Raw genomic sequence first — 12,623 nt, forward strand, 5'->3', positions numbered from 1 at the left:
AAAAGCTGGCCGATAGTGTCTGTATAAAATGCCTTGGCGGTCGCACATACATTACTTCAGCCAAATACCTTGTTTTTTATATGGCCACTCTCGGAGAATTCGATGAATAGCTGGTTCGCAAACATCAGCGTCAACATGAAGCTGGCCCTCGGGTTTGGTCTGGTACTTGTTTTTACTGCCATTCTTGCCCTGACCGGCTGGACCAGCATGACCGGCCTGATCAATCGCAGCAACTGGATGAGCGACATCACGTCACTCAACTCACAGCTGACCAAACTGCGGGTTACCCGCCTGCAATATATGGTCGCTGACGGCGACGAGAAAGTCGCAGAGACCGTTCAGGTCTCGCTGGATGGCTTCAAGAATTACCAGCAAAAGCTGCTGAGCACATTCAAGAGCCCCGAGAACGTGAAAATGCTCGAGCAGTTGGCGGTGGTGATCGCTGACTATCAAAAATCCCTGAACAACATGCGCAGCGGGTACAAGGCCAGCACTGCGGCGCGTGATGAGTTGAGCACGCATGCCGGCAAAAGCATCGGTGTGTTTGAGCTGCTTCAGGCTGAAGTGAAAAAGATGGACCCAGCCGATGCCAATCGGTTCGAGCAGTACCAGCTCGTCACCGATGCGAAAGAAAACCTGAGGCTCGCGCGTTATGAAGTGCGTGGCTACACCACCAATGCCACGCCCGAAACCGAGCAGGCAGCCGTTGCAAAACTGGACTTGGCGATCAAGGACCTGGACACGCTGAAAACAACGTTCAGCGGCACCCAGGCCGATCAGCTCAGGCAACTGGAAACCTCGTTGGCCGCCTACCGAAAAGCCCTGCAGAGCTTCAAGGCCGCAACGGCTGACATCGCTCAGGCTCGCAAGGAAATGACCGTACAGGGCCAGGACATCGTCAAGATCAGTGAAGCGATGTACCAACTGCAACTGGATCGCCGCGACCAGGAAAGCGCGCAGGCCCGCACCACGCAGATCACTTGCACGCTGCTGGCTATCATTTTGGGCATGATCGCAGCCGTGATCATCACCCGGCAGATTACCCGTCCGTTGAAGGAAACCCTGGCAGTGGTCGATCGCATCGCATCCGGCGACCTGACCCAGACGCTGGCGGTCACTCGTCGTGACGAACTGGGCGTTCTGCAGCAAGGTATTCAGCGCATGGGCAGCACTTTGCGCGAGCTGATCGGCGGGATCCGCGACAGTGTCGTGCAGATCGCCAGTGCCGCCGAAGAGCTGTCGGCCGTTACCGAACAGACCAGCGCCGGCGTCAACAGCCAGAAAGTCGAAACCGATCAGGTGGCCACGGCCATGCACGAGATGTCGGCCACGGTTGCAGAAGTGGCTCGTAACGCCGAGCAGGCCTCGCAGGCAGCGTCCAACGCCGACCGCGAAGCACGCGATGGCGACAAGGTAGTGGGCGAAGCGATTGCCCAGATCGAGCGCCTGGCCAATGAAGTGGGTCGCTCTGCCGACGCCATGGGTCTGCTGGAGCAGGAAAGCGACAAGATCGGCAAGGTCATGGATGTGATCAAGGCGGTGGCCGAACAAACCAACCTGCTGGCCCTCAACGCCGCCATCGAGGCCGCGCGTGCCGGGGAAGCCGGGCGTGGTTTTGCCGTGGTTGCCGACGAAGTTCGTGGCCTGGCGCAGCGTACGCAGCAATCCACCGTCGAGATCGAGACGCTGGTTGCCGCCCTGCAAAGCGGCACGCGTCAGGTGTCCAGCATCATGCTGAGCAGCCGCGAACTGACCGTCAGCAGCGTGCAACTAAGCCGTCAGGCCGGTACGTCGCTGGGCAGTATCACCCAGACAGTTTCCAACATTCAGGCCATGAACCAGCAAATCGCCGCCGCCGCCGAGGAGCAGAGCGCCGTAGCCGAGGAAATCAGCCGCAGCATCGTCAACGTCCGCGATGTGTCCGAGCAGACCGCCTCGGCCAGCGAAGAAACCGCTGCGTCCAGCGTCGAGCTGGCCCGCCTTGGCGGGCAATTGCAGACGATGGTCAGCCATTTCCGGATCTGATCATCCGCAGCAACCCTCAAGCCCGGTTTTCCGGGCTTGTTTGTTTCTGGCGTTTGTAAGATTCAACGCATCTTGTCATTGACGATGAAGCGCTATTCACTATGATTAAATGTGATTCATATCTATGATCGACTCCAATAAAATCATTTTTAGAGTAATCAGTCATGACAACCAAGACCCGATCTGTAACAGCTCACGTACCCGAACAATTGGCTGAAAAAGTCGACCTGATGGCAGAGCGACTCGAACGCTCTAAAAACTGGATCGTCAGACAGGCCTTGTCTGCATGGATAGATCAGGAGGAAGAACGTAGTCGCCTCACTCGCGAAGCACTAGCCGATGTCGATGCTGGCCGCGTGATTGACCATCAGGCTGTTCAGGCCTGGGCTGACAGTTTAAGCACCGCTACGCCTCTACCGGTTCCGCGCTGATGGAGCTGATGTGGACAAGCAAAGCGCTATCTGACGTCGCCCGCCTGTATGATTTTTTAGCGGTAGCAAACCAACCCGCTGCCGCCCAGACCGTACAGAAGCTTACAGCGGCGCCGATCATGCTCCTTTCCAACCCGCGGATTGGTGAGCGTCTGGAAGAGTTTGAGCCCCGGGATGTGCGCAAAATTCAGATAGGCCGCTATGAAATGCGCTACGAAATTGTGGACTCAACAATTTATCTGTTGCGGCTGTGGCATACACGCGAGGATCGGTAATGATGTTGCCTTTGCTGGCGATCAGCGCCGTCATGGCGGTGCGGATGCAGTAAGACACGCCATACAGATCCAATCACATCAGTACCTTCCAACCCACCACGCCAAGCTAGGGACTTTGCCGGACTTGACGACCACCAGCTCATCCAGGCGCAGTCTTGCGTAACGTTCAGCCCTCTTCAGCCAGCGCTTCATGACCGATTAAAAATCAGGTGAATCGGTAAACCTCGACTAACAGCGCGTTGACAAATAGGGGCCACGCTGTAAATATCGCTTTAGTTGTACGACAACCTATAACGCCAAAAATAAAAACAAGACTGGGCTAATCATGAAAACTCTTGTCCACACGTCCGCCCCACCGATTATTGAAGCCGTAGCTGCTCTGGCTGCGTTGCAGTGCCCGACACCTTTTCAGATTCACAGTATTCGCTGATACACGGCGAACGGTACTCGGCCGTCTGTCGGTCGAGGCCATGCCTGGCAACAGGCATCACGTAATCCTCGAAGGTGTCGGTCGCCGCTGCGCGTGACCAGAAAAGGGGACGGTTTTGATAAACAAGGGAGCAAAACAATAATGACATCTCACACTTCCCGCTCGCGCATCCTGCTGGGTGTTGGCGGCATGACGCTGATTTTCCCGATGCTGAGCATGGCCGAAGGTTTCGTGGACGACACCAAAGCCACGCTGACCCTGCGTAATGCGTATTTCAATCGTAACTTCACCAACCCCGCGTTTCCCAACAGCGCAGCGCCGCAGAACAAAGCTGAAGAATGGACACAAAACTTCATCCTTGATGCCAAGTCGGGCTTTACCCGGGGCGTGGTCGGTTTCGGGGTCGATGTGCTGGGCCTGTATTCGCTCAAGCTCGATGGCGGCAAAGGTACGGGAGGCACTCAGTTGCTGCCGATCCACAGTGACGGCCGCCCGGCGGATGATTTCGGGCGTCTGGGTGTGGCGGGCAAGGCTCGGGTTTCCAGGACCGAACTGAAAGTGGGCGAATGGATGCCGGTGCTGCCGATCCTGCGCTCCGATGACGGCCGCTCGTTGCCGCAAACCTTTCAGGGCGGCCAGGTGACGTCCAGGGAAATCGACGGGCTGACGCTGTATGGCGGCCAGTTCCGGGGCAACAGCCCGCGTAACGACGCCAGCATGGAAGACATGTCGATGAACGGACGAGGTGCATTTACCTCTGATCGCTTCAACTTCGGCGGCGGTGAGTACGTCTTCAACGACAAGCGCACTCAGGTCGGTGTCTGGTACTCGGAACTGCAGGACATCTACCAGCAGCAGTACTTCAACCTGTTGCACAGCCAGCCCATCGGCGACTGGACCCTGGGGGCCAACCTGGGTTTCTTCACCGGCAAGGAAGACGGCAACAAGCTCGCGGGCGATCTGGACAACAAGACCACCTACGCGCTGCTCTCAGCCCGCTACGGCGGCAGCACATTTTATGTCGGCCTGCAGAAACTCACCGGCGATACGGCGTGGATGCGCGTCAACGGCACCAGCGGCGGCACGCTGGCCAACGACAGCTACAACTCCAGCTACGATAACGCCAAAGAGAAATCCTGGCAGTTGCGCCACGACTACAACTTCGCAGTGCTCGGTGTACCCGGCCTGACCATGATGAACCGCTATATCAGCGGCGATAATGTGCACACCGGCACCATCACTGACGGCAAGGAATGGGGGCGCGAGTCGGAGCTGGCGTACACCGTACAAAGCGGCGCGCTGAAGAACCTCAACGTCAAATGGCGCAACGCAAGTATCCGCCGCGACTTCAGTGTCAATGAATTCGACGAAAACCGGGTGTTCATCAGCTACCCGATTTCGCTGCTCTGACCGTGAGGCAAAGCCTGCCTTTCGAGACCGGCTTTGCCTTGTCGCAGGTGTCTGTGTTGCGGTTCGCACAGAGACCTTTTTTATACCTTGGCCGCGTTGACAATTCACGTAGGCGATGCCGATAATCCGGCAAGTCATACGACAACAGATGACAAGAAATAACAATCGGGACTTTTATCATGGCATCGGCTCATACCACTCAAACTCCCTTCAATCGCCTCCTGCTGACCGGTGCTGCAGGCGGCCTGGGCAAGGTATTGCGCGAGACATTGCGCCCTTACTCACACATTCTGCGACTCTCCGATATCGCCGAGATGGCACCGGCGGTCGACGACCGTGAAGAAGTGCAGGTCTGCGATCTGGCGGACAAAGACGCCGTACACCGTCTGGTCGAGGGCGTGGACGCCATTCTGCATTTTGGCGGCGTGTCGGTCGAACGGCCGTTCGAGGAAATCCTCGGCGCCAATATCTGCGGCGTGTTCCATATCTACGAAGCTGCCCGCCGGCATGGCGTGAAGCGTGTGATCTTCGCCAGCTCCAACCATGTGATCGGTTTCTACAAGCAGGACGAAACCATCGACGCGCACTCCCCGCGCCGCCCGGACAGCTACTATGGTTTGTCCAAGTCCTACGGCGAAGACATGGCCAGCTTCTACTTTGATCGTTACGGCATCGAAACCGTCAGCATCCGCATCGGCTCTTCGTTTCCTGAACCACAGAACCGCCGAATGATGAGCACCTGGCTGAGCTTCGACGACCTGACCCAGTTGCTCGATCGCGCCCTTTACACGCCGGACGTCGGCCACACCGTGGTGTATGGCGTGTCGGACAACAAGACCGTGTGGTGGGACAACCGCTTTGCCAGCAAGCTGGACTACGCCCCTAAAGACAGCTCGGAGGTCTTCCGCGCCAAGGTCGACGCCCAGCCAATGCCCGCGGCCGATGACCCGGCAATGGTTTACCAGGGCGGTGCGTTTGTTGCGTCCGGACCGTTCGGCGATAAATAAGCGGCGCTCCCCTGGCGCAGCACTCTGGTTGCACAACTCTGGAGATACGAACCGTCATGGACGCCGAACTGATAGTCGATGCACAGAATGCAACAGGCGAAAGCCCGGTCTGGAGCGTGCATGATCAAGCGTTGTACTGGGTAGATATTCCCAAAGGCGAACTGCATTGCTGGGATTCCAGTCAGGACCGCACGCGCAGTTGGAAAGCCCCGCAAATGCTGGCCTGTATCGCTGCCGACAGCCGTGGCGGCTGGATTGCCGGGATGGAGAACGGCATCTATCACTTGCAGCCCTGCGACGACGGCAGCCTGATCAGTACCCTGCTGGCGAGCGTTGAGCATGCTCAAACGGGCATGCGCTTCAATGATGGCCGTTGCGATCGCCAAGGGCGCTTCTGGGCGGGCACCATGCTGATGGACATGGCAGCGGGCGCAGTGGTTGGCGCACTGTATCGTTACAGCGCCGGGCAAAAGACACTGGAGGCGCAACTCAAAGACCTGATCGTCCCCAACGGCCTGGCGTTCAGCCCGGACGGCAAGACCATGTACCTGTCCGATTCACACCCCAGCGTGCAAAAGATCTGGGCTTTCGATTACGACACTGACAGCGGCACTCCCCACAACCGTCGCCTGTTCGTGGACATGAACCACCACCTGGGCCGCCCGGACGGTGCTGCCATCGACGCAGACGGCTGTTACTGGATCTGCGGCAACGACGCAGGGCTGATCCATCGCTTTACCCCCAACGGCAAACTCGACCGCTCGCTGGTCGTGCCGGTGAAAAAACCTGCCATGTGTGCGTTTGGTGGCCCGAACCTGGACACCCTGTTCGTGACCTCCATTCGCCCAGGTGGCGATCTCAACGACCAGCCGCTCGCCGGTGGCGTGTTCGCTTTGCGACCTGGCGTCAAAGGCCTGGAGGAACCCGTTTTTCAGGGCTGATTGCGCCTACCGAAAAATCCTTAGCTCGACCAAAAATAACAACATTGGAGATATCCATGGATTTCAAACGCAAGCTTCTCATCGCTGCACTCCCGCTGGCCTTCTGCATGTCGGGCCTGGCCCAGGCAGACGTCAAAATCAAGTTCGCCGAGGTTCATCCCGCAGGCTATGCGCCGGTTGTGGCGGAACAGAACATGGGCAAGAAGCTCGAGGAGCAATCCAAGGGCGAGATCAGCTTCAAGATGTACGCCGGCGGCGTGCTCGGCTCCGAGAAGGAAGTGGTCGAGCAAGTGCAGAGCGGCGCGGTCCAGATGACCCGCGTCAGCCTCGGCATCGTCGGTCCGGTAGTGCCGGACGTCAACGTCTTCAATCTGCCGTTCGTGTTCCGCGATCAGGCGCACATGCGCACGATCATCGACGGTGAAATCGGCCAGGAAATTCTCGACAAGATCACCAATTCGCAATTCAACATGGTCGCACTGGCCTGGATGGATGGCGGCACCCGCAACCTGTACACCAAAAAACCGGTACGGCAGATCGCCGACCTCAAAGGCATGAAAATCCGCGTTCAAGGCAACCCGGTGTTCATCGAAACCATCAACGACATGGGCGGCAACGGCATCGCCATGGCCACCGGCGAGATCTTCAGCGCCTTGCAGACCGGCGTCATTGATGGTGCTGAAAACAACCCGCCCACCTACTTCCAGCACAACCACTACCAGAACGCCAAGTTTTTCACGATTACCGAGCACTTGATTCTGCCCGAGCCCATCGTGATGGCGAAAGCCACCTGGGAGAAGCTCAACCCGGAGCAACAGGCGCTGGTGAAAAAGCTCGCGCGTGAAGCACAGATGGAAGAGCGCGTGTTGTGGGACAAGTCGTCAGCCGATGCCGAGGTCAAACTCAAGGCAGCAGGCGTGGAGTTCATCACGCTGACACCAGAGCAGAAGAAAGCCTTCTACGACGCCACCCAGCCGGTGCGTGACAAATTCGGTGCGCCTTACAAGGACTTGATCAGCCGCATCGAAGCGGTCCAGACCAATCCGGCACTGGCTGCACCGAGTACCCAAGCGGCCCAATAAGCCTGTCCGATTATGCTGCGCGAATGAGTGAAAGCTCGTTCGCCGCCGCAGTGGTGAGCCCATGAAAAATACGCTATTGCGCATCAACGACACGATCTATCGAGTCTGTATCGGCATTGCCGGTCTGTCGGTGCTGATCATGACCCTGATCATCCCCTGGGGCATCTTTGCCCGTTACATACTCGGCAGCGGCTCCAGTTGGCCGGAACCCACGGCCATTCTGCTGATGGTGGTATTTACCTTCTTCGGCGCTGCCGCCAGTTACCGCGCCGGTGCGCACATGGCGGTTTCGATGGCCGTGGACCGTATGCCGCAACAGGTACGCAGCAGCGCCTCATTGCTGGTGCAGATCCTGATGGCGACAGTGGCCCTGTTCATGATCTTCAAGGGCTTCAAGCTGTGCGCCACCACCTGGAATCAGTTTGTTGGCGAACTGCCCTTTCTGCGCGTAGGGATCTCTTACCTGCCAATCCCCATCGGCGGCATCGTGACCCTGGTTTTCGTGCTGGAAAAGCTGTTTCTGGGTGACCAGAGTCATCGCGCAGTGATGCGCTTCGACGTCATTGAAGAAAGCGAAGGTGCCGCATAAATGGACGCTTTTATACTGTTGGGCAGCTTCATCGCACTGATTCTTCTCGGCATGCCGGTTGCCTACGCACTGGGCCTGTCAGCCCTGATCGGTGCCTGGTGGATCGACATTCCGGCCGACGCCCTGATGATCCAGATCGCAGGCGGGGTGAACAAGTTTTCGCTGCTGGCGATCCCGTTCTTCGTGCTGGCCGGGGCAATCATGGCCGAAGGCGGGATGTCACGACGGCTGGTCGCGTTCGCCGCAGTACTGGTGGGCTTTGTGCGCGGCGGCCTGTCGCTGGTCAACATCGTGGCCTCGACCTTCTTCGGCGCTATCTCGGGTTCTTCCGTGGCCGATACCGCATCGGTAGGCTCGGTGCTGATCCCGGAAATGGAACGCAACGGCTACCCTCGGGACTTCTCGACCGCCGTGACCGTCAGCGGCTCGGTTCAGGCCCTGCTGACACCTCCCAGCCACAACTCGGTGCTTTATTCACTGGCGGCTGGCGGCACGGTGTCGATTGCTTCGCTGTTCATGGCCGGGATCATGCCAGGGCTGTTGCTCAGCGCGGTGATGATGGGCCTGTGCATGATTTTCGCGCGCAGACGCAATTACCCCAAGGGTGAAGTGATTCCGCTGCGCAAGGCGCTGAAAATTGCCGGTGAAGCGCTCTGGGGCATGATGGCCATGGTCATCATTCTCGGTGGCATTCTGTCGGGGATTTTCACCGCCACCGAGTCGGCTGCGATTGCTGTGCTCTGGTCATTTTTCGTCACCATGTTCATCTACCGCGACTACAAATGGCGCGATCTGCCCAAGCTGATGCACCGGGCTGCGCGGACCATCTCCATCGTGATGATCCTGATCGGTTTTGCCGCCAGCTTCGGTTACATCCTGACGCTGATGGACATTCCGATGAAGATCACCACGGCGTTTCTGACCCTGTCGGACAACCGCTACGTGATCCTGATGTGCATCAACGTCATGTTGCTCCTGCTGGGCACTGTCATGGACATGGCTCCGCTGATCCTGATCCTCACCCCGATTCTGTTGCCGGTCATCGTCGGCGTCGGCGTGGACCCGGTGCACTTCGGCATGATCATGCTGGTCAACCTGGGGATCGGGCTGATCACACCGCCGGTGGGCGCAGTGCTGTTCGTCGGCGCTGCGGTGGGCAAAGTCACCATCGAAGCCACCGTGAAAGCCTTGCTGCCGTTCTACGTTGCGCTGTTTCTGGTGCTGATGCTGGTCACCTACGTGCCTGCCATCTCGCTGTGGCTGCCGAGCGTCGTGCTCTAACGTCCCTGGCAACTCTGTTGTCGGGGCCTGCAGCGGGCTCCGGCACATCACCCCTGCCCTTTCCAGCCAAGGGGGCTGGCTCACATGTCTTTGCACACCCTCACGCTTGAAGATGGTCTGACCCGCCTGACCGTCGCGCCCGACATCGGCGGCAGTATCGTCAACTGGACCGTACTGGCCAGCGGGCAACCTCTGCTGCGCCACAGTGACGAGGCAGCCCTGGCTGCCGGCACTTCGAGGCGGCTGGCCTGCTATCCGCTGGCGCCCTGGTCGAACCGGATCGGCAGCGGCGGCTTCGACACGCCCGATGGCTGGCTCGCACTGCCCGCCAACAGCGCCAACGACCCGCTGCCGATTCATGGCAGCGCCTGGCAGCAGTCATGGACAATCATTGAGCAAGCCGTAGATCAAGTCTGTCTGCAACTCGACAGCCAGACGCCGTTCGCCTTCCGCGCGCACCTGCGCTACACCCTGCACGACGGCAAACTAAGTATCGAACTGACCACCACTCATCTGGACAGCCGCGCCATGTGGCACGGCCTGGGCTTGCACCCTTACCTGCCGTGCACGCCCCACACACGTTTGCAGGCCAGGGCCGCGCAGATCTGGCTGTGCAACGACGCAGGTTTGCCGAATGAGTTGCAGGATCTGCCCGCTGAATGGGACTTCCGGCACAGCAACACGCTGCCCGAAGCACGGCTGGACAACGGCTTTACCGGCTGGGACGGCCACAGCGTCATCAGCCAGCCGGACCTGGGCTATGAACTGCACTGCCACGCCACCGACAGCGAGTACTTTCTGGTGTTCTGCCCGCCGGGGCTGGACTTCTTCTGTTTCGAGCCTGTCAGCCACCCGGTCAATGCCCATCATTTGCCGGGGCATCCGGGGTTGAGCCTGTTGCGGCAGGGGGAGTCGATGGGGTTGGGGGTCACGCTGTCTTATAGGGCGTTATAGCCACCATAATCTGATAGCCACTTCGTCAGATGTTTTGCAAAATTCAGAAGCGACATAACGGTTACATATCCTTGAAAAGCCATACTCAGCTTGGCCGGTTTGCCAGCCTTGAGGAACAACTCATGCAGCAGTCAACAGTACTCAAAAACAATCGCAGTCAGGTCATCCGCCTGCCGAGGGCGGTGGCCTTGTCCGATGAAGTGAAATGGGTTGATGTTGTAGCGGTTGGCAGAACCCGCATCATCTCGCCTGCAGGTGAATCCTGAAACAGTTGGTTCGATGGCGAGAGTGTCAGTGATGACTTCTTTAGCCAGCGTGACCAACCCAGTGATCCACGGAGCTGATCGTTGCCACCCACAACCTGCGAGAATTTCAGCGCACTGATGGGCTTCGTCTGGATGACCGAGCAATTCGCTAAACACACCTTCCAAGTCCAAGGATTCTTGCACCCGAACGAATGCACCGCTCGTCACATCCTGTGATCCACTCCCCATCCCGCTACGTAACACCTCTGCATCGCGAACCAAAACCAGACAATGGTGATCAGAAGGTGGATTATGCGCACTACTGCCAGTCTCAGGACCTTCTGTCACTTGTCCATCCCCCACAGCGACTCGACAACAAGCCGACTTTGGATTGATGAAGTCACCGCCGTGGCCCGCCAGAGGGACCGCGACAGCTTCATGCGCATCTACGATCACTTCGCCCCGCGTTTATTGCGTTACCTGACGGGGCTGAATGTGCCCGAGGGGCAGGCGGAAGAATTGGTGCAGGAGGTGCTGCTCAAGCTATGGCACAAGGCTGAGTCCTTCGACCCGAGCAAGGCCAGCCTGGGCACCTGGCTGTTTCGTATCGCGCGCAATCTGTACATCGACAGCGTGCGCAAGGACCGCGGTTGGGTGCAGGTGCAAAATTCGCTGGAACAACTTGAGCGTCTGGAGGCCCCGGTAGACAGAACGCTCGATTACAGCCAGCGCCAGGAGCAACAACTCAATAGTGCCATTCAGAACCTTCCCACTGATCAGGCCAAGGTGTTGCGAATGTCTTATTTCGAAGCGCTCAGCCATCGGGAAATTTCCGAACGTCTTGATATGCCACTGGGCACGGTGAAATCGTGCCTGCGTCTGGCCTTTCAAAAATTGCGCTCGCGGATCGAGGAGTCATGATGGGCCCACTACATCATCCGGATGACGCAACCCTGATCAGCTACGCCGCAGGGGCGTTGTCGCAGGTCATCGCGGTAGTCACCGCCGCTCACCTGGAGCGCTGCGCCGAATGCCGGGCGCGGCTGCGGCAGGCCGAACAGATCGGCGGCGTCTTGATGCAGCAGTCCATCAACTGCGTGGTGCCACTCAAGAGCCGTATAGCCATGCTGGCGCGTCTGGATGAGCAGGAAGCCAGCGTCGATTCGGCTGTGCACGCCATGCCTGTGGCCAATCATGACCCTGACTTGCTGCCCCGCTGCATGCACGCGCATTTCGGCCGGCGTCTGAGCACACTGAAGTGGAAAACCCTGATCCCCGGTGTTCAGCGCGTCAGCGCCCAGGGGATCGAACAGGGCAACCTCATGCTGCTGAAAATCGCCCCCGGCGTCAGCATGCCGGTCCACAGCCATGAAAGCGGCGAAATGACCATGGTGCTCAAAGGCGCTTATCATGACGTGCAGGGTGAATTCGGACTCAACGATGTGGCCGATCTGGACAGCCACATCCAGCACCAGCCCATCGCCTACCCTGATCGGGAATGCATCTGTGTATTGGCCGCAGAGTCAAAACTGCGCTTCCACGGCTGGATGGCGCGGATGATGCAGCCGTTTTTCGGGATTTGATGCCTTACGAGCCGCAGGTTAGATCTGCACGAATAAAGATCGCCCTGTGACTCACAACATTCGTTGAACTCAGGTTCAGTCGCACACTATCTGACCAGTCGAATCCAGCCCGTCAAGAACTTCACGTCCGACTGGCTGAATGGCATTCCACTCGGCCAGTTCAACGGGTTCAGGTGCATCAAAATCACACGTAGCCACCAGATCAGCCAACCGATAATGCAACCTGACCTTTGCGGTATCGAGCGCCGAGACTTCTGCCGGCGCATCAGGCGTCAGTAAAATAGTGCTAGGGTCTGTTCCCGTTTCACATTGGTAGCCACAGAAAAGCGCAGGCCATTGCTATGACGCTTTCATAGTTTCTCTTGAGTTT

Annotated in this window: 13 protein-coding genes and 2 pseudogenes; 14 read left to right on the top strand and 1 reads right to left on the bottom strand. The window is 58.3% G+C overall.

The window, feature by feature from the left end; all coding sequences use genetic code 11:
- Positions 1-237 precede the first annotated feature (237 nt).
- The 14 genes and pseudogenes from DW49_RS1000000134300 to DW49_RS0117415 all read left to right on the top strand — a co-directional run.
- Positions 238-1,122: pseudogene (locus DW49_RS1000000134300) on the top strand (methyl-accepting chemotaxis protein); the annotation flags it as partial.
- A gap of 198 nt (positions 1,123-1,320) precedes the next feature.
- Positions 1,321-2,025 carry a methyl-accepting chemotaxis protein gene (locus tag DW49_RS1000000134305; RefSeq protein WP_370445404.1) on the top strand — a complete coding sequence of 235 codons (705 nt, stop codon included), beginning with the start codon at positions 1,321-1,323 and terminating at the stop codon, positions 2,023-2,025.
- A gap of 164 nt (positions 2,026-2,189) precedes the next feature.
- Positions 2,190-2,456 carry a CopG family ribbon-helix-helix protein gene (locus tag DW49_RS1000000130400; RefSeq protein WP_081591395.1) on the top strand — a complete coding sequence of 89 codons (267 nt, stop codon included), beginning with the start codon at positions 2,190-2,192 and terminating at the stop codon, positions 2,454-2,456.
- The gene (locus DW49_RS0117365) at positions 2,456-2,731 is read left to right on the top strand and encodes a type II toxin-antitoxin system RelE/ParE family toxin (RefSeq protein WP_024419858.1); all 276 of its coding nucleotides are present in this window, start codon (positions 2,456-2,458) and stop codon (positions 2,729-2,731) included. The genes DW49_RS1000000130400 and DW49_RS0117365 overlap by 1 nt, the downstream gene beginning before the upstream one ends.
- Before the next feature lie 571 nt (positions 2,732-3,302).
- A complete protein-coding gene (locus tag DW49_RS0117370; RefSeq protein ID WP_005615053.1) occupies positions 3,303-4,571 on the top strand; it encodes an OprD family porin in 1,269 nt (422 codons plus the stop codon).
- 179 nt (positions 4,572-4,750) lie between these two features.
- Positions 4,751-5,578 (top strand): NAD-dependent epimerase/dehydratase family protein, encoded by an 828-nt coding sequence (locus DW49_RS0117375; RefSeq protein ID WP_005615050.1) that lies wholly within the window; start codon positions 4,751-4,753, stop codon positions 5,576-5,578.
- A 56-nt stretch (positions 5,579-5,634) separates the two neighbouring features.
- Positions 5,635-6,519: a glucurono-1,5-lactonase gene (locus DW49_RS0117380; protein ID WP_005615047.1), complete on the top strand. Its 885-nt coding sequence runs from the start codon at positions 5,635-5,637 to the stop codon at positions 6,517-6,519.
- Between the two features lie 56 nt (positions 6,520-6,575).
- Positions 6,576-7,601: a TRAP transporter substrate-binding protein gene (locus DW49_RS0117385; RefSeq protein WP_005615044.1), complete on the top strand. Its 1,026-nt coding sequence runs from the start codon at positions 6,576-6,578 to the stop codon at positions 7,599-7,601.
- Between the two features lie 61 nt (positions 7,602-7,662).
- Complete coding sequence (locus DW49_RS0117390; protein WP_005615042.1) at positions 7,663-8,190, top strand: TRAP transporter small permease; 528 nt, start codon at positions 7,663-7,665, stop codon at positions 8,188-8,190.
- A complete protein-coding gene (locus tag DW49_RS0117395) occupies positions 8,191-9,471 on the top strand; it encodes a TRAP transporter large permease (protein WP_005615039.1) in 1,281 nt (426 codons plus the stop codon).
- Positions 9,472-9,555: 84 nt separating this feature from the next.
- Entirely contained in the window at positions 9,556-10,425 is an 870-nt protein-coding gene (locus DW49_RS0117400; protein ID WP_005615035.1) for an aldose 1-epimerase, read from the top strand.
- Positions 10,426-10,547: 122 nt separating this feature from the next.
- A pseudogene (gene vapB / locus DW49_RS01000000128510) lies at positions 10,548-10,769 on the top strand (type II toxin-antitoxin system VapB family antitoxin).
- Positions 10,770-11,078: 309 nt separating this feature from the next.
- Positions 11,079-11,591: a sigma-70 family RNA polymerase sigma factor gene (locus DW49_RS0117410; RefSeq protein ID WP_005615033.1), complete on the top strand. Its 513-nt coding sequence runs from the start codon at positions 11,079-11,081 to the stop codon at positions 11,589-11,591.
- Positions 11,591-12,253, top strand: a complete 663-nt coding sequence (locus tag DW49_RS0117415; protein WP_005615030.1) for a ChrR family anti-sigma-E factor — start codon at positions 11,591-11,593, stop codon at positions 12,251-12,253. Before DW49_RS0117410 ends, DW49_RS0117415 begins: the two co-directional genes overlap by 1 nt.
- 75 nt (positions 12,254-12,328) lie before the next feature.
- Here DW49_RS0117415 and DW49_RS1000000130410 read toward each other — a convergent pair whose 3' ends face one another.
- Positions 12,329-12,535, bottom strand: coding sequence for an AbrB/MazE/SpoVT family DNA-binding domain-containing protein (locus DW49_RS1000000130410; RefSeq protein ID WP_081591399.1), 207 nt, complete (start codon positions 12,533-12,535; stop codon positions 12,329-12,331).
- Positions 12,536-12,623 lie beyond the last annotated feature (88 nt).

Source organism: Pseudomonas avellanae BPIC 631, from assembly GCF_000444135.1.
Taxonomy (GTDB): domain Bacteria; phylum Pseudomonadota; class Gammaproteobacteria; order Pseudomonadales; family Pseudomonadaceae; genus Aquipseudomonas; species Aquipseudomonas avellanae.